General features: G+C 47.4%; 17 protein-coding genes and 1 riboswitch. Of the genes, 16 read left to right on the top strand and 1 reads right to left on the bottom strand.

Annotated elements, in window-relative coordinates:
* Positions 1-154: 154 nt before the first annotated feature.
* From pyrR to pyrE, 10 genes are all read left to right on the top strand, one after another.
* Complete coding sequence (gene pyrR, locus MHB63_21000; GenBank protein ID MEK3809015.1) at positions 155-700, top strand: bifunctional pyr operon transcriptional regulator/uracil phosphoribosyltransferase PyrR; 546 nt, start codon at positions 155-157, stop codon at positions 698-700.
* 139 nt (positions 701-839) lie between these two features.
* The gene (locus tag MHB63_20995; GenBank protein ID MEK3809014.1) at positions 840-2,147 is read left to right on the top strand and encodes a solute carrier family 23 protein; all 1,308 of its coding nucleotides are present in this window, start codon (positions 840-842) and stop codon (positions 2,145-2,147) included.
* 147 nt (positions 2,148-2,294) lie between these two features.
* Complete coding sequence (locus MHB63_20990; protein MEK3809013.1) at positions 2,295-3,212, top strand: aspartate carbamoyltransferase catalytic subunit; 918 nt, start codon at positions 2,295-2,297, stop codon at positions 3,210-3,212.
* The gene (locus MHB63_20985) at positions 3,196-4,482 is read left to right on the top strand and encodes a dihydroorotase (GenBank protein ID MEK3809012.1); all 1,287 of its coding nucleotides are present in this window, start codon (positions 3,196-3,198) and stop codon (positions 4,480-4,482) included. Before MHB63_20990 ends, MHB63_20985 begins: the two co-directional genes overlap by 17 nt.
* Positions 4,479-5,579, top strand: coding sequence for a carbamoyl phosphate synthase small subunit (locus MHB63_20980; protein MEK3809011.1), 1,101 nt, complete (start codon positions 4,479-4,481; stop codon positions 5,577-5,579). The genes MHB63_20985 and MHB63_20980 overlap by 4 nt, the downstream gene beginning before the upstream one ends.
* Positions 5,564-8,776 (top strand): carbamoyl-phosphate synthase large subunit, encoded by a 3,213-nt coding sequence (gene carB / locus MHB63_20975; GenBank protein ID MEK3809010.1) that lies wholly within the window; start codon positions 5,564-5,566, stop codon positions 8,774-8,776. Before MHB63_20980 ends, carB begins: the two co-directional genes overlap by 16 nt.
* Positions 8,773-9,558 (top strand): dihydroorotate dehydrogenase electron transfer subunit, encoded by a 786-nt coding sequence (locus tag MHB63_20970; protein ID MEK3809009.1) that lies wholly within the window; start codon positions 8,773-8,775, stop codon positions 9,556-9,558. Before carB ends, MHB63_20970 begins: the two co-directional genes overlap by 4 nt.
* Positions 9,552-10,487 (top strand): dihydroorotate dehydrogenase, encoded by a 936-nt coding sequence (locus tag MHB63_20965; protein MEK3809008.1) that lies wholly within the window; start codon positions 9,552-9,554, stop codon positions 10,485-10,487. Before MHB63_20970 ends, MHB63_20965 begins: the two co-directional genes overlap by 7 nt.
* Positions 10,456-11,175: an orotidine-5'-phosphate decarboxylase gene (pyrF, locus tag MHB63_20960; GenBank protein MEK3809007.1), complete on the top strand. Its 720-nt coding sequence runs from the start codon at positions 10,456-10,458 to the stop codon at positions 11,173-11,175. The genes MHB63_20965 and pyrF overlap by 32 nt, the downstream gene beginning before the upstream one ends.
* Positions 11,172-11,804: an orotate phosphoribosyltransferase gene (pyrE, locus tag MHB63_20955; GenBank protein ID MEK3809006.1), complete on the top strand. Its 633-nt coding sequence runs from the start codon at positions 11,172-11,174 to the stop codon at positions 11,802-11,804. The genes pyrF and pyrE overlap by 4 nt, the downstream gene beginning before the upstream one ends.
* Before the next feature lie 34 nt (positions 11,805-11,838).
* On the opposite strand, the gene MHB63_20950 is transcribed toward pyrE, so the two are convergent.
* The gene (locus MHB63_20950; GenBank protein ID MEK3809005.1) at positions 11,839-12,117 is read right to left on the bottom strand and encodes a hypothetical protein; all 279 of its coding nucleotides are present in this window, start codon (positions 12,115-12,117) and stop codon (positions 11,839-11,841) included.
* Between the two features lie 277 nt (positions 12,118-12,394).
* A riboswitch (SAM riboswitch) is annotated at positions 12,395-12,500 on the top strand.
* Positions 12,501-12,564: 64 nt separating this feature from the next.
* On the opposite strand from MHB63_20950, the gene MHB63_20945 reads away from it, so the two are divergent.
* The 6 genes from MHB63_20945 (at position 12,565) to cobA (ending at position 17,271) form a co-directional block, all read left to right on the top strand.
* The gene (locus MHB63_20945; protein MEK3809004.1) at positions 12,565-12,708 is read left to right on the top strand and encodes a YezD family protein; all 144 of its coding nucleotides are present in this window, start codon (positions 12,565-12,567) and stop codon (positions 12,706-12,708) included.
* 108 nt (positions 12,709-12,816) lie between these two features.
* The gene (locus tag MHB63_20940) at positions 12,817-13,518 is read left to right on the top strand and encodes a phosphoadenylyl-sulfate reductase (protein MEK3809003.1); all 702 of its coding nucleotides are present in this window, start codon (positions 12,817-12,819) and stop codon (positions 13,516-13,518) included.
* 54 nt (positions 13,519-13,572) lie between these two features.
* On the top strand, positions 13,573-14,595 hold the full coding sequence (locus tag MHB63_20935; protein ID MEK3809002.1) for an inorganic phosphate transporter: 1,023 nt from the start codon (positions 13,573-13,575) through the stop codon (positions 14,593-14,595).
* 42 nt (positions 14,596-14,637) lie between these two features.
* Positions 14,638-15,777, top strand: coding sequence for a sulfate adenylyltransferase (sat, locus tag MHB63_20930; protein MEK3809001.1), 1,140 nt, complete (start codon positions 14,638-14,640; stop codon positions 15,775-15,777).
* 16 nt (positions 15,778-15,793) lie between these two features.
* Positions 15,794-16,387 carry an adenylyl-sulfate kinase gene (cysC, locus tag MHB63_20925; GenBank protein MEK3809000.1) on the top strand — a complete coding sequence of 198 codons (594 nt, stop codon included), beginning with the start codon at positions 15,794-15,796 and terminating at the stop codon, positions 16,385-16,387.
* A 110-nt stretch (positions 16,388-16,497) separates the two neighbouring features.
* A complete protein-coding gene (cobA, locus tag MHB63_20920; protein MEK3808999.1) occupies positions 16,498-17,271 on the top strand; it encodes a uroporphyrinogen-III C-methyltransferase in 774 nt (257 codons plus the stop codon).
* Position 17,272 lies beyond the last annotated feature (1 nt).

The following is a 17,272-nucleotide window of genomic DNA, read 5'->3' as shown; positions in this document are numbered from 1 at the left end:
TTGAAAAATGAACCTTTAAGACAGTCCCGTGAGGCTGAGAAGGAAACGGATCTTATGCGCATAGTCTGCGTATAATTCAGCACGCATCCAATCCCTCTTGCCAAACGGCAGGAGGGATTTTCTTTTTGCAGGTTCAAAAGGAGAGATGAACAGCATGCCCCAAAAAGCAGTTGTGCTTGACCAGCAGTCAATCAGAAGAGCATTGACGAGAATTGCCCACGAAATCATTGAACGAAACAAAGGCATCGATTCTGTCATTCTTGTCGGGATTAAGACAAGAGGCATCCATCTTGCCAAAAGGCTTGCAGAACGGATCGAACAGATTGAAGGGAAGCCCGTAGAGGTAGGAGAGCTTGACATTACTCTCTATAGAGATGACCTTTCCAAAAAAACAGTGAATGAGGAGCCGCTCGTTAAAGGCTCGGATATTCCTGCAGATATCACAAACAAAACAGTCATCCTGATTGATGACGTCCTTTATACAGGAAGAACAGTCCGCGCAGGGCTTGATGCGCTGATTGACATCGGAAGACCTTCACAGATTCAGCTCGCAGTCCTGGTAGACAGGGGACACAGAGAATTGCCGATCCGGGCAGACTATGTCGGCAAAAACATTCCGACCTCAAGCTCTGAAAAAATTGTTGTCGAACTGATGGAAGTCGACAAAAACGATCAGGTCGCCATACACGAAAAAGAATAGACCACCTTTTAATGAAGTCCAGAGAGGCTGCAAAAGGAACGGAAAATCACACCTGTGTTCTTATTTGACAGGATGATTATGCCTCTTTGCAGCCTCATGCAAAGAGGTTTTTTTTATAAAAAGAAAGCGGGGAATAGATATGAAACCAAGAAAAGAAGCTCTACAGCTTGATATAAAAGAAATCCCAAAGCCGCTCACATGGATCACCCTGAGCTTTCAGCATCTGTTTGCCATGTTTGGAGCAACCATCCTCGTACCCTTTTTGGTCGGACTTGATCCGGCTGTCGCCCTGATCTCAAGCGGACTTGGGACGCTTGCATTTCTGCTGATCACAAAAGGCCAGGTGCCGGCTTATCTGGGTTCCTCATTCGCCTTCATCGCACCAATCATCGCAGCTAAGGCGGCTGAAGGACCTGAAGGCGCAATGGTCGGAAGTTTCCTTGCCGGAGTCGTGTACGGACTTGTAGCCCTGCTAATTAAAATCGTCGGATACAAGTGGATCATGAAGCTTCTGCCTCCGATTGTCGTCGGTCCTGTCATCATCGTCATCGGACTGAGCCTTGCAGGGACTGCAGTAGATATGGCCATGAACAATCCTGAGGGAGAATATAACCTGACCTACTTCTCGGTGGCTCTAGTGACGCTTGCGATAACGATAGTGTGCTCGGTTGCATTCAAAGGCTTTGTCAGCCTGATCCCTGTCCTGATCGGAATCACCGGAGGCTACCTGTACGCACTTTCCATCGGATTGGTTGATTTCAGTAAAGTAGTCGGGGCAGGACTGTTTCAAAAACCGGACTTTATCATACCTTTTGTCACATATACGCCAGGGTTTTCCTACGAAATCGTTCTTCTGATGGTTCCGGTTGCAGTGGTTACTCTGTCAGAGCATATCGGACATCAGCTTGTCCTTGGTAAAGTGGTGGAGAGGGATTATTTGAAAGAACCTGGTCTGCACCGTTCGATCCTTGGAGATGGAGTGGCAACGATGATTGCATCACTTATCGGAGGACCGCCGAATACAACGTACGGTGAAAACATCGGTGTACTTGCCATTACGCGGGTTTACAGCGTCTACATCATCGCAGGTGCCGCGGTTATGGCCGTCGTGTTCGGCTTCATCGGAAAAATTTCAGCCTTGATCAGCTCCATTCCGACGCCTGTCATGGGCGGCGTGTCCATCCTGCTGTTTGGGATTATCGCATCATCAGGATTAAGAATGCTGACTGACAACAAGATTGATTTCGGAAATAAACGAAACCTTGTGATTTCCTCTGTCATCCTGGTCATCGGGATCGGCGGAGCCATGATAAAAGTAAGCGAGCAGTTTGAACTTCACGGCATGGCATTTGCGGCAATCATCGGCATTGTCCTGAACCTGGTCCTACCGGGCCGCAAAGCTGCTGAAAGAGAACAAACAGCTGCAAATGAACATACAGCTGCATAAGAACACCTTTTAACGAAAGTCCAGAGAGGCTTGCAAGGGTGGATGGGCACGGGCAAAACAACTTTTAGGTTTTGTCATGCCTTCTCACACCCTGAAACCGGATTTCAGGGTGTTTTTTTTGCAGAAAAAATGACGGGAGAGATGATGATGAAGCACTTGCTTAGAATGAGTGATCTGCCTGCAGATGAAATTTTAACCATATTAAAAGACGCAGAAAAATTCCGTTCAGGAAAAATAGACAGTCAAAAAACACAGATGTTTGCTGCTAACCTGTTTTTTGAACCGAGCACAAGAACCCGTTTCAGTTTTGAAGTAGCTGAAAAAAGGCTTGGCCTGAACGTCCTTAACTTTGATGCCTCACATTCAAGCGTGCAAAAAGGAGAAACCCTTTATGACACAGTGCGAACGCTTGAGGCAATAGGAGCAAACGCAGTCGTCATCAGACACCCTGAAGATGAATACTTCGAAGAACTGAAAGAGAAAGTCGGAATTCCGATTTTGAATGCAGGAGACGGCTGCGGTCATCATCCTACACAGTCGCTCCTTGATCTGCTGACCATCCAGCAGGAGTTTGGGAGGTTTGAAGGTCTTACGGTCTCCATACACGGTGACATCAAACACAGCCGCGTTGCGCGGTCTAATGCGGAGGTTCTGCGGAGGCTCGGTGCGAATGTCCTGCTCTGTGCGCCTGATGAGTGGAAAGATGAAACATACGGCACATATGCAGAGACAGATGGAGCTGTTCAAGCTTCCGATGTCGTGATGCTCCTGAGAATTCAGCATGAGAGACATGAAAATCAAACCGCAGGCGGGGCTGATTATCACAGACTTTACGGACTTACGTTAGAAAGAGAAAAAGCGATGAAACCAAGAGCCATTATTATGCATCCTGCTCCGGTAAACAGAGGCGTTGAAATTGCAGATGAGCTGGTTGAATGCAGAAGATCACGCATTTTTAAGCAAATGGAAAACGGTGTTTACGTCAGAATGGCCGTTTTAAAACGCGCGCTTGAGGGCGCAGCATCACATAACAAGGGGGAAGCAGCATATGCAATCTATCATTAAAAACGGCTTTATTCTAACGGACAGCGGAGAGAAAGTGAAAGCCGACATCTTGATTTCAGACGGAATCATCTCAGAGATCAGCGAAAACATCGAAGCAGATGCAGCTGATGTCATTGATGCAGAGGGCAAGCTGGTTTCCCCGGGATTTATCGATTTACATATTCATCTCAGGGAACCTGGCGGAGAACATAAAGAAATGATTGAAACAGGTACGAAGGCTGCTGCTGCAGGAGGATTTACAGCCGTTGCCGCCATGCCTAATACAAAGCCTGTTCCGGACCACGCAGAGCAAATGAACTGGCTGCAGGACAGGATTAAAGAAAAAGCTTCTGTACGAGTTCTTCCGTATGCATCTATCACGGTAAGACAGGCTGGAAAAGAACTGACGGATTTCGAAAAGCTGAAAGAAGCAGGAGCGTTCGCCTTTACAGATGACGGTGTAGGCGTGCAGTCTGCGGGCATGATGTATGAGGCGATGAAAAAAGCGGCAGAGACCGGTGCAAGCATCGTAGCACACTGTGAAGACAACTCGCTGATCTATAAAGGAGCTCTTCATGACGGGGAATTTGCAAAACGGAACGGAATCAATGGCATTCCTTCTATCTGCGAATCTGTGCAGATTGCAAGAGATGTACTGCTGGCTGAAGCTGCAGGCTGCCACTACCACGTCTGCCACATCAGCACGAAAGAATCAGTCAGAGTGGTGCGCGATGCGAAAAAAGCAGGCATAAACGTAACAGCAGAAGTTACGCCGCATCACCTTCTGCTGTGCGACATGGATATCCCCGGACTTGACACAAATTACAAAATGAATCCGCCGCTCCGAGGGAAAGAAGACCGCGAAGCGCTGATTGAAGGACTGCTTGATGGAACAATTGATTTTATCGCGACGGACCATGCTCCGCATACAGCGGAAGAAAAGGCTGAACCTCTGAGTCTTGCTCCATTCGGAATTGTGGGGCTTGAAACGGCATTCCCGCTTTTATATACACGGTTTGTAGAGTCAGGAGAATGGACGCTGAAACAGCTTGTTGATTTTCTGACAGTCAAACCGGCGGAAACTTTCAATCTGCCTTTCGGCAAACTTGAAAAAGGCCGCGCAGCGGATTTGACGATCCTTGATCTGGAAGAAGAAAAAACCATCAATCCGGAAACGTTCCTTTCAAAAGGAAAAAACACACCATTTGCAGGCTATTCATGCAAAGGCTGGCCGGAAGCAACCATCGTTGAAGGCAAAATCGTATGGAAAAGGGAGAGAGTAAACGTATGATCAGACATCTGATTCTCGAAGACGGCACCATTTTTACAGGACAGGGATTTGGAAGCGAAGCGGACACAATGGGAGAGGTAGTGTTCCATACTGGGATGACAGGCTATCAGGAGATTCTCTCTGACCCGTCATACTGCGGGCAGATTGTGACGCTTACTTATCCGCTGATCGGAAACTACGGCATTAACCGCGACGATTTTGAAACGATTTCTCCATTCATCAACGGGTTTATCGTAAAAGAATTATGTGAAGTGCCATCCAATTTCAGAAGCGAGTTTTCTCTGGATGAGTACTTCAAAATCAAGGGGATTCCCGGACTTGCAGGCATAGATACACGCAAGCTGACAAGAATTATCCGCACATATGGAACGTTGAAAGGCGCTTTTTGCTCAGAGCATGCTGATGTAGATGAAGTGCTTGCCTCATTGAGATCAGTGGAGCTCCCAAGAAATCAGGTGGAAACTGTTTCGACTAAAACACCTTATCCAAGCCCGGGACGCGGCTGCAGAGTGGTCCTTGTCGATTTCGGCATGAAACACGGCATCCTTCGCGAACTGAACAAACGCAGCTGCGACGTTGTCGTTGTGCCCCACACGGCCACTGCTGAAGAAATCCTCCAGTTAAATCCCGACGGCATCATGCTGTCAAACGGACCTGGAGACCCGAAAGATGTCCCTCATGCACTGGAGATGATCAACGGAGTGCTCGGGAAAATTCCTCTATTCGGCATCTGCCTCGGCCATCAGCTTTTTGCCCTTGCAGGGGGAGCCGATACGGAAAAAATGAAATTCGGACACCGCGGGTCAAACCATCCGGTAAAAGACCTGTCAACAGGAAAGGTAGCTCTTACCTCTCAAAATCACGGATACACCGTTACCCTTGATTCAGTAAAAGCAACAGAACTTGAGGTCACACATCTTGCATTAAACGACGGATCTGTAGAAGGACTGAAGCATAAAACGCTCCCTGCCTTCACCGTGCAGTACCATCCTGAAGCTTCACCGGGACCTGAAGATGCAAACGGACTATTTGATCAATTTATCGACATGATTGAAACATTCAAGAAAGAAGGGATCAACGTATGCCAAAACGCGTAGACATTAAAAAAATTCTAGTAATCGGATCAGGGCCTATTATCATCGGCCAGGCAGCAGAGTTTGACTATGCAGGAACACAGGCCTGCATCGCTCTTAAAGAAGAAGGCTATGAAGTTATCCTTGTCAACTCAAACCCTGCAACGATCATGACAGATACAGAAATGGCAGACAAAGTGTACATTGAACCCCTGACACTTGAGTTTTTGACAAAAATCATCCGTAAAGAACGCCCGGATGCACTTCTTCCGACGCTTGGAGGCCAAACAGGCCTTAACATGGCGGTTCAGCTTGCTGAAGCAGGGGTTCTTGAAGAATGCAAGGTTGAGATTCTTGGAACAAAACTAAGCGCTATTCAAAAAGCGGAGGACCGCGACCTTTTTCGCCAGCTGATGAATGAGCTCCACGAGCCGGTCCCGGAGAGCGATATTGTCCACAATCTTGAAGAAGCTTACGCTTTTATAGAAAAAGTTGGCTATCCTGTCATCGTAAGACCTGCGTACACACTTGGAGGCACAGGCGGCGGAATTTGCTCAAACGAAGAAGAGCTGATCGAGATCGTGACAAGCGGACTGAAGTACAGTCCGGTCACACAATGTCTTCTGGAAAAAAGCATCGCGGGTTATAAAGAAATCGAATATGAAGTCATGCGTGATAAAAATGACAGCGCCATTGTTGTCTGCAACATGGAAAACATTGATCCTGTCGGCATTCATACAGGCGACTCCATCGTCGTTGCACCAAGCCAGACGCTTAGTGACAGAGAGTACCAGATGCTCAGAAACGTTTCTCTGAAAATTATCCGAGCACTCGGAATCGAAGGCGGATGCAATGTCCAGCTTGCTCTTGATCCGCACAGCTTCCAGTACTACATCATTGAAGTGAATCCGCGTGTAAGCCGCTCATCAGCGCTTGCTTCTAAAGCAACAGGCTACCCGATTGCGAAGCTTGCCGCAAAGATTGCGGTCGGACTTACTCTTGATGAAATGATGAACCCGGTAACAGGCAAGACGTATGCGTGCTTTGAGCCGGCTCTTGACTACATCGTCACGAAAATCCCGAGATGGCCGTTTGATAAATTTGAGTCAGCCAACCGCAGACTCGGAACACAGATGAAAGCAACAGGCGAAGTGATGGCCATCGGCAGAACGCTTGAAGAATCCCTGCTTAAAGCCGTCCGTTCACTTGAAGCGGATCAGTACCATCTCGATTTGAAACATGCAGCCGAATTCAGCGATGAAAAGATTGAAAAGCGAATCCGCAAAGCAGGAGACGAGAGACTGTTCTATCTGTCTGAAGCGATCAGAAGAGGCGTATCAATCGAGACGATTCATGAGTGGAGCGGAATTGACCTTTTCTTCCTTGTAAAAATTGAAAATATCATCAAGTTTGAGCGTGTCATTGAAGAAGCGAAATTTGATGCCATCATTCTTGAAAAAGCGAAAAAGATGGGCTTCTCTGATATCGCTGTTGCTGAACTTTGGAAAACAACAGAGCGGGAAGTATACCAATTCAGAAAACAGCTGAACTTGTTCCCTGTCTATAAAACAGTTGATACATGCGCAGCAGAATTCGAATCTGAAACACCTTACTTCTACGGCACGTATGAGGATGAGAATGAATCGGCTGTTACAGAAAAAGAAAGTGTGATTGTCCTTGGTTCAGGACCGATCCGAATCGGCCAGGGTGTAGAATTCGACTATGCAACCGTACACTCCGTATGGGCCATTAAAGAAGCCGGATATGAAGCGATTATCATCAACAACAATCCCGAAACCGTCTCAACCGATTTCAGCATCTCGGATAAGCTTTACTTTGAGCCGCTGACGGCGGAAGATGTGATGCACATCATCGAACTTGAAAAGCCTAAAGGGGTAATCGTTCAGTTCGGGGGACAGACAGCGATAAACCTTGCGGATGAACTTGAAGCAAGAGGCGTCAAGATTCTTGGAACATCTCTTGAGGATTTGGACCGTGCCGAAAACAGAGATAAATTTGAGCACACATTAAACACGCTCGGCATTCCGCAGCCTCTTGGAAAAACAGCGACATCTGTTGAAGAGGCGGTTGCAATCGCGTCATCCATCCGCTATCCGGTTCTTGTCAGACCGTCATATGTTCTTGGCGGACGAGCAATGGAGATCGTGCATGAGGAAAACGATCTGCTGCATTACATGAAAAATGCTGTAAAAGTTAATCCGCAGCACCCGGTACTAATCGATAAGTATTTAACCGGAAAAGAAATAGAAGTCGATGCGATCTCAGACGGCCAAAATGTCTTTATCCCGGGGATCATGGAGCATATTGAGCGTGCAGGGGTACACTCCGGTGATTCCATCGCCGTATATCCTCCGCAAACACTTTCGGAAGATATCAAAAAGACGATTACTGAACGGACAATAGCACTTGCAAGGGGATTAAACATTAAAGGGCTTCTGAACATCCAGTTTGTCATCTATAAAGATGAAGTATTCGTCATCGAAGTGAATCCAAGATCAAGCCGCACGGTTCCATTCCTAAGCAAAATAACCGGCGTGCCGATGGCGAATCTTGCAACGAAAGTCATACTCGGCAAATCATTGCCTGAACTCGGCTATGAAACGGGCATTCAGCCGGAAAGCGAAGGCGTCTATGTCAAAGTGCCGGTCTTCTCATTTGAGAAGCTGCGCAGAGTGGACATTACGCTCGGTCCTGAAATGAAATCGACAGGCGAAGTGATGGGAAAAGACACAACCCTTGAAAAAGCTCTTTATAAAGGACTGATTGCATCAGGAATGAAAGTGCAGAACTACGGACAGGTCCTGCTGACAATCGCTGACAAGGATAAAGAAGAGGGACTGGAAGTAGCACGCCGCTTCAGTGCAATCGGCTATCAGATCATGGCAACAAACGGAACAGCCGGCTATCTGCATGAGAATGGGGTAGAAGCGAGAATCGTGGGCAAAATCGGCAGCGAGTCACCAAATATGCTCGATATTATTCGCACGGGCGAAGCCCAGTTCGTCATCAATACATTGACTAAGGGGAAACAGCCGCAGCGCGATGGCTTCAGAATCAGACGCGAATCGGTTGAAAACGGGATTCCATGCCTTACATCACTGGACACAGCAAAAGCGATTTTAAGAGTTTTAGAGTCAATGACATTCTCAACTGAACAAATGCCAAAACGAGTAATCAGCAAAGAGGTGACGTACGCTTGATACGGAAAGAATGGATGATCATTGCCGGCCAGAGAGAGATTGCAGAAGGAATTTATGAACTAACATTAAAAGGAAGTCTGGTTGATGAAATGAACCAGCCCGGCCAGTTCGTTCATATCAAAGTTTCAAGTGCAGCATCTCCTCTTTTAAGAAGACCGATCAGCATTGCAAAAATAGATAAAGAAAAGCGGGAATTCACGATGATCTACCGGGCAGAGGGAGCGGGCACAAAGCTCCTTTCTGCAAGGAAAGAAGGAGAACTCGTCGATGTGCTCGGACCGCTTGGAAACGGATTTGATCCGGAGAGCCTGAAACAGGGAGATACAGCGCTTCTTGTTGGAGGAGGCATCGGAGTTCCTCCTTTATATGAGCTTTCAAGACGTCTGCTTGCAAGGGGTGTTAACGTCCGCCACGTGCTCGGTTTCCAGTCTGCGAATCAGGTTTTCTATGAACGTGAGTTTAAGAAACTCGGAGAAACTTATATTGCGACGGCAGATGGTTCATACGGGACGAAAGGGTTCGTTACAGACTGCATCAAAGAGCGCAGCATGGATTTTGACGCTCTTTTCGCATGCGGTCCGACCCCCATGCTTGCAAGCCTCCAAAATCTTTTTCCAGACAAGCCTGTTTTTCTCTCTCTTGAAGAAAGAATGGGCTGCGGAATCGGCGCATGCTTTGCATGTGTGTGCCATACAGCAGATGACCCGAATGGCACATCTTATAAAAAAGTGTGCACCGACGGGCCGGTATTTAAAGCAGGAGAGGTTGTGCTGTCATGCTGAATGTCGAACTACCTGGACTTTCACTCAAAAATCCAATTATGCCGGCATCAGGCTGCTTTGGGTTCGGTAAAGAATTCGCCGGTCTTTATGACCTGAACAAACTTGGAGCCATCATGATCAAGGCAGCAACGGCCGAACCGCGGTACGGAAATCCGACTCCGAGGGTGGCTGAAACAGAAGCGGGCATGCTCAATGCAATCGGCCTGCAAAACCCTGGACTAAGCGGGATTCTTGAAAACGAACTTCCATGGCTGGAGGCATTTGACGTGCCGATTCTTGCAAACGTGGCGGGTTCCGCGGAAGAAGACTACGTGCAGGTAGCAAGAGAAATCAGCAGGGCTAAAAATGTTCACGCACTTGAACTGAACATTTCCTGTCCGAATGTTAAAACCGGAGGAATTGCATTCGGTACAAACCCCGAGATGGCAGCCTCCCTTACGCGCGCCGTAAAAGCTGTGTCGGAGGTGCCTGTTTATGTCAAGCTGTCACCGAACGTAAGCAACATCACTGACATTGCCAAAGCGATCGAAGCGGCCGGAGCAGACGGTTTAACGATGATCAACACGCTTATCGGAATGAGACTGGACCTGAAAACTGGAAAACCGGTTCTTGCAAACCGCACAGGCGGCTTATCCGGCCCTGCCATCAAACCGGTGGCCATCCGCATGATTCATGAAGTCAGCCAGGCTGTATCCATTCCGATTATCGGCATGGGCGGTGTTCAGACAGCAGAAGACGTCCTTGAATTCATGTACGCGGGAGCAAGCGCCGTAGCCGTAGGAACAGCCAACTTTGTGAATCCGTTTGTCTGCCCTGAAATCATTGAAGAACTGCCTCATGTTCTTAAAAAATACGGGTTTGACCACATAACAGAATGCATCGGAAGGAGCTATAAGCATGAACGAGAGACCGCTGATTATCGCGCTTGATTTTAAGGATGCTGCGGAAACAGGAGAATTTCTGAAAAAAATGTCCGGACAGAAGCTGTATGTAAAAGTGGGTATGGAGCTCTTCTACAGGGAAGGTCCTGCAATCATAGATCAGCTGAAATCAGGCGGACATGAGATTTTCCTTGATCTTAAGCTCCATGATATTCCCGAAACCGTGAAAAAAGCGATGAGGGGTCTTGCAGGACTCGGAGTCAATCTCGTCAATGTGCATGCGGCCGGCGGCAGTGCCATGATGGAAGCGGCAATGGAAGGTCTTGAGGCCGGAACACCTGCAGGCTCCAAGCGTCCCGCCTGCATTGCTGTCACTCAGCTGACAAGCACGTCAGCAGAGATGCTGAAAAACGAACTGTTGATCAGCACTAGCCTTGATGACACGGTATTAAGCTACGCTAAGCTTGCTGCAAAAAGCGGCCTTGACGGTATTGTGTGCTCTTCTCTGGAGGTGCCCCGCATCTACAGCGAGCTTCCTGCCTCGTTTATGACCGTAACACCCGGCATACGCATGAGCGGTGATGCAGTAAATGACCAGGTCAGGGTGGCCACTCCTGAAAAAGCGAGAGAGCTCGGGTCAACTGCCATTGTGGCAGGACGGAGCATCACCAAAGCACCGGATCCGCTTACCGCCTATATTCAAATGAAAAACGCCTGGGAGGGACTGCCTGTATGAACCATCAAATTGCCGAACAACTGCTGACAATCGAAGCTGTATTCCTTAGCCCTAATGATCCGTTTACATGGTCAAGCGGGCTCAAATCACCGATCTACTGTGATAACCGCCTGACGCTCTCTTATCCGGAGGTAAGAAAAAACATTGCAGAAGGTCTGTCCGCTCTGATCAGAGAGCATTACCCTCAAGCTGAAATGATTGCAGGCACGGCTACTGCAGGAATTCCTCATGCTGCTTGGGTAAGCGACCTTCTGAATTTGCCGATGTCTTATGTGAGAAGCAAGCCGAAAGGGCACGGAAAGGGCAATCAGATTGAAGGGAAGGTCCATGAAGGCCAGAAAGTGGTTGTAGTGGAGGATTTGATTTCAACCGGGGGAAGCGTGATTACAGCCGTCAGAGCGCTTAGAGAAGCTGGCTGTGAAGTCATCGGCGCTGTCTCCATTTTCACATACGAACTTCAAAAAGGGACAGAGATGCTTGAGGAAGAAGGAATTCATTCCGTATCACTGACGGACTATTCTTCCCTGATTGAAACAGCTCTGAAAAAAGGCTCCATTCAAAAAGAAGACTTAGCCAAGCTGAAGAAATGGCGTGAAAATCCATCGTCAGAAGAATGGCTGAACGTATAAATGACAAAGGCATCAGGAGCAGCTGATGCCTTTTTTATTTCCATATCAGCATGCTTCCGGAAAAGCACAGTATGCTGATCAGCAAAAAGCCAATTCTGAATCCTTTTTTCTGCCATGGTGCAGGCAGCAGTTTCCCGCTGAGTTTAAATCCCGCAAAACCGATCATCCCGAAGCCCTTCATCACTCCGCGTTCCGCTTTCATTTTTTCAAAAATGGCTGGGTCATCAATCTCCATTGCCGCATAAGCTAATGAAAATCCGCCTAAAGCATAAAAAACGGCAGCTGCACTTAACAATATAAAAATAATTCTCACCTCCCGGACGAACTTTACTACACCTTATTCCGGCCCTGTAAATCTAGCACTTTTTTATCATGTTAAGAATAATATTTTAAGCTGCAATTGTGTCCAGCTTCAGCGCCCAACACCTCTGCCAGAACAAAATCCCCCCAAAAGTCAAGACCGGACTTTTCGGGTGATTTCTTATCTGGCTGCCGGAGCTAACCGTGCGCTTCCGCATTTATTTAATTCCGATCGAAAAACTAAGGTTGACAGAAACCTCAATTGTGATAAAATTTAGAAAAATATAATAAACTTATCCAGAGAGGCGGAGGGAACTGGCCCTGTGAAGCCCGGCAACCTGCATGTATGCAAGGTGCTACATCCAGCAAAATGAAACCCATTTTGGAAGATAAGGTTGATGCCTGAACAGTCTTTCAAACCGGAAGGCTTTTTTTAATGGGAAAGAAACGGGGGACCACTGTGGGGAAGGATCAACATCTTGATGCTGTTATTGACAGGCTTAAGGAATTGCTCGGCACAATGAACTACGGTTCTGTAACACTTATCGTTCAGGACGGAAAAGTGATCCAGCTTGAAAAAAATGAAAAAATCAGAATGAAATAAGAGATGCTGACTGGATAAACCGGAGGCATTTTAACGAAATGCGGGATCCTGTGATCGGGTTGAAAAACCGACTGCATAATTAGGACCCAAGGTGAGGAGAAGATCAGCATGCTTACGTATAAAACATGGCAGGAGCATGAGCAGAATTTTGAAACAGACGACGGGTACAGCGGCGCATTGAATGTGCTGAACTGGGCTTACGGGCATTACGGGGAAGAGATTGTCTATGCCTGCAGCTTTGGCATTGAGGGCATCGTTCTAATTGACCTGATTTCAAAAGTAAAACCGGATGCGGCGATTGTGTTTCTTGATACAGATGTTCACTTCAAGGAAACCTATGAAACGATTGAACGTGTAAAAGAAAAATATCCCAAGCTCCGAATTACGATGAAAAAACCTCCACTTACTCTAGCAGAACAAGCTGAACAGCATGGAGATAAGCTTTGGGAGACGAATCCGAATCAATGCTGTGCAATCAGAAAGCTTCAGCCGCTGAATGAAACACTCTCTCAGTCAGAAGCGTGGATTTCGGGGCTTCGGAGAGAGCAGTCTGAAACCAGGAAACATGTGCAGTTTATCAATAAAGACGACAAGTTTCAGTCGGTAAAAGTCTGTCCACTCATTCACTGGACGTGGAAAGATGTCTGGCGCTATGTTCATAAAAATGACCTCCCGTATAATCCTCTCCATGATCAGGGATACCCGAGCATCGGCTGTTTCCACTGTACAGCGCCTGCGTTCAGTGCAGACGATCTGCGTTCGGGCAGATGGAGCGGCCAGGGCAAAACAGAATGCGGCCTGCATGGATAAGGGGGGATTGCCGTGCTTGAACTGGGTGCGCTTGCCATCAGTCTCTTTTTCGCCATGAACATTGGAGCGAGCGGAGCCGCCGCTTCCATGGGAGTAGCTTACGGCTCCGGCGCAGTTCCCAAAGCCCGGCATGCCCTTTTGATATGTGCCATCGGTGTTTTTGCTGGAGCGTATCTTGGCGGGGGAGAGGTTGTTAAGACCATAAGTGCAGGAATTATTCCGCAGGATATCATTAATGTGAAAATTGTGCTGATTATTGTTTTGTCTGCAACAAGTTCTCTGTTTCTTGCAAACCTTCTTGGCATCCCGCTGTCGACAAGCGAGGTGACGGTTGGAGCCGTTGTGGGAGTGGGTATTGCCTACCAAATCCTATTTATCAAATCACTTTTAGTCATTATGATGTTCTGGGTGATCGTCCCCGTTGCAGCTTTCGGAATTGCCTGGCTGTTCGGAAAAGGACTTTATAAAGTGCAGCATAAGCCGTTCTTTAAAGACCGTCCGCTCCTTACTGTCATCCTGATTCTGGCCGGATTTTTCGAGGCCTTCTCTGCTGGAATGAACAATGTGGCAAACGCAGTAGGGCCGCTTGTCGGGGCAGGCATGATTTCTGTATCGGACGGAACGCTGATCGGAGGGGCGTTTGTTGCTCTTGGGGCAATCTTTCTCGGCAAAAAAGTGCTCGAAACAAACGGCAAGAAAATTACCCGATATTCAAAACCTGAAGGCATTCTGATATCCGGAACAGGTGCGGGACTTGTGATTGTCAGTTCCATTTTCGGACTTCCCGTCCCTCTGACGCAGGTAACTTCATCAGCTATTATCGGACTTGGAATGGCGAAAAGCGGGAGCGAGATTCTTCAAAAGCATATCGTGAAGAAAATCATCCGGATCTGGATTGTTTCACCGCTGTTTTCACTTGCCATATCGTATATGCTTGTCAAACTGTTTTTAGAAAAGGATATGTATTCCCTTATCGTTCTTCTGAGTGTCATGCTGGCAACCCTTGGTACACTGAGCCTGATGAAGGCGATCCGGGATGAAAAGCGTGCCGTGCATGAAGAAGGCGGAGGCATTTAACGTTAAAACCAATTAAAAAGGTCAGTTTAGGAGGAAAAATAAATGAGTTTACAGCCGCATGGTGGAATATTAGTTGATGTATACAATCCTGACGTCAGCATAAAGGAAATCGATCAGGTGATTGAAATTGATGCAATGGCCTTGAGCGATCTGGAATTGATCGGGATCGGAGCCTACAGCCCGCTTACGGGTTTTTTAACAAAAGCGGATTATGAACATGTAGTCAGCAGCATGAGACTTGCAGACGGCACGGTCTGGAGCATTCCGATCACGCTTCCGGTTTCCAGAGAAACAGCAGCGTCGCTGAAGACAGGAGACAAAGCAAAGCTTCAGTTTGGCGGTGTAGTGTATGGTCTGATTGAAATTGAAGATCTCTTTGAGCCGGATAAAACGAATGAAGCGATCAATGTTTACGGAACGGCGGATCTTGCCCATCCCGGAGTGAAAAAACTTCATGAAAGGGAAGACGTCTATGCAGGAGGCAAAATCACTTTGATCAAGCGTCCTGAAAAACCGTTCAAAGAATATACATTTGACCCATCAGAAACTAGAGCGATTTTCAAAAGCAAAGGGTGGAAAACCGTAGTCGGCTTCCAGACAAGAAATCCTGTACACAGAGCACATGAATACATTCAGAAAGCTGCCCTGGAAACGGTTGACGGATTGTTTCTGAATCCTCTTGTCGGCGAAACGAAATCAGATGATATTTCAGCAGAAATCCGCATGGAGAGCTATGAAGTTCTGCTTAAAAACTACTATCCGGAAGAAAGAGTGGAGCTTGGCGTTTTCCCTGCTGCAATGAGATATGCAGGACCAAGAGAAGCGATTTTCCACGCGCTTGTCCGGAAAAATTACGGATGCACGCATTTTATTGTCGGAAGAGATCATGCAGGCGTCGGTGATTATTACGGCACATATGATGCTCAGAAGATATTTGATCAGTTTGAAGAAGCGGAGCTTGGCATTAAGCCGATGAAATTTGACCACAGCTTCTACTGCAGCAAATGCGAAAGCATGGCTACAACGAAAACGTGCCCGCATGACAGCGCAGATCACGTCATTCTCTCAGGCACAAAGGTCAGACAGATGCTCAGAAACGGCGAAGTTCCGCCAAGCACGTTCAGCCGGCCTGAAGTCATTGAAGTTCTGATCAGCGGACTAAAAAAAGAAGTCGTTTCGTAAGAAGGGAGAAATAGTAATGAGCAGCAATATCGTATGGCATCAAGCATCTATCGCAAAAGAAGAACGGCATGATAAAAACAAGCATCAAAGCTTTATCCTCTGGTTTACCGGGCTGTCTGCTTCAGGCAAGTCGTCAGTCGCAAACGCATTTGCACGGACATTGTTCGACCGCGGGGCACAGGCATTTGTTCTGGATGGCGACAATGTGAGGCACGGCCTGAACAGTGATCTTGGTTTCGGGGAAGATGACCGCAAAGAAAACATCCGCCGGATCGGCGAGGTTTCAAAACTGTTTGTGGAAAGCGGACAGATTGTCCTGACAGCCTTTATTTCGCCATACCGAGCTGACCGAGATCTTGTCAGAGGACTTGTCGGGGAAAATGAATTTCTTGAAGTCTATGTGAAATGTTCTGTTGAAGAATGCGAGAAGCGGGATCCTAAAGGACTTTATAAAAAAGCGAGAAATGAAGAAATCAAGAATTTTACGGGAATCAGCGCTCCGTACGAGGAGCCTCTTCAACCAGAAATCGTGCTGGATACCGAAAAGCACTCCGTTGAAGCGTGTGTCAAACAGCTGACGAAAGCGTTAATTGAAAGAGGCTTGATTTAAAAATAATCTAAAAAATGCTCCGTTTTCCTGATATAGTAGACTGTAAGAATCACTACATCACACGCCGAACGCAGCGAGGCAGTTTTCATATAAGTAAGGAGAGTCTATCAATGGGGAATGTTTATTTAGTAGGTGCAGGACCTGGTGATCCTGAACTGATCACATTAAAGGCTGTTAAATGCATTCAAAAGGCCGATGTCATTTTATATGACCGCCTTGTGAACAAAGAACTGCTTTCCTACGCGAAAGAAGGTGCAGACCTTATTTACTGCGGAAAGCTGCCCGATTACCACCTGATGAAGCAGGAAACAATCAATCATTTTCTCGTCCGCTACGCAAAAAGCGGCAAAACCGTCACCCGTCTGAAAGGCGGAGATCCGTTTGTGTTCGGCCGGGGTGCAGAAGAAGCGGAAGCCCTTGTCAAACACGGCATCCCGTTTGAAATTGTACCCGGCATCACATCGGGAATAGCTGCTGCTGCATATGCAGGAATTCCCGTCACCCACCGGGATGTGAGCGCAAGCGTTGCCTTCGTTGCCGGGCACCATAAAAACGATGAAAAAGAAGACCAAAAGTGGGCAAGTCTTGCAAAAGGGATTGATACACTTGCAATCTATATGGGAGTGGGGAACCTGCCCTATATTCAGGAGCAGCTGCTGAAAAACGGGAAGTCCAAAGATACCCCTGCTGCGCTCGTTCACTGGGGAACGACTGACGTGCAGAAGACTGTGACCGGAACGCTTGAAACGATTGCAGATATTGCCAGAGCTGAAAAGATCACGAACCCGAGCATGATCATCATCGGAGAAGTTGTCCGCTACCGCGAAAAAATCAGCTGGTTTGAGGAAAAAGCCTCTGAAGCTGCCATCAGCGGGGTGCTTTAGG

It is taken from the genome of Bacillus sp. FSL H8-0547 (assembly GCA_038002745.1).
In the GTDB taxonomy this organism is placed as follows: Bacteria; Bacillota; Bacilli; order Bacillales; family Bacillaceae; genus Bacillus_P.
This window is presented reverse-complemented; position numbering and strand designations above follow the sequence as displayed.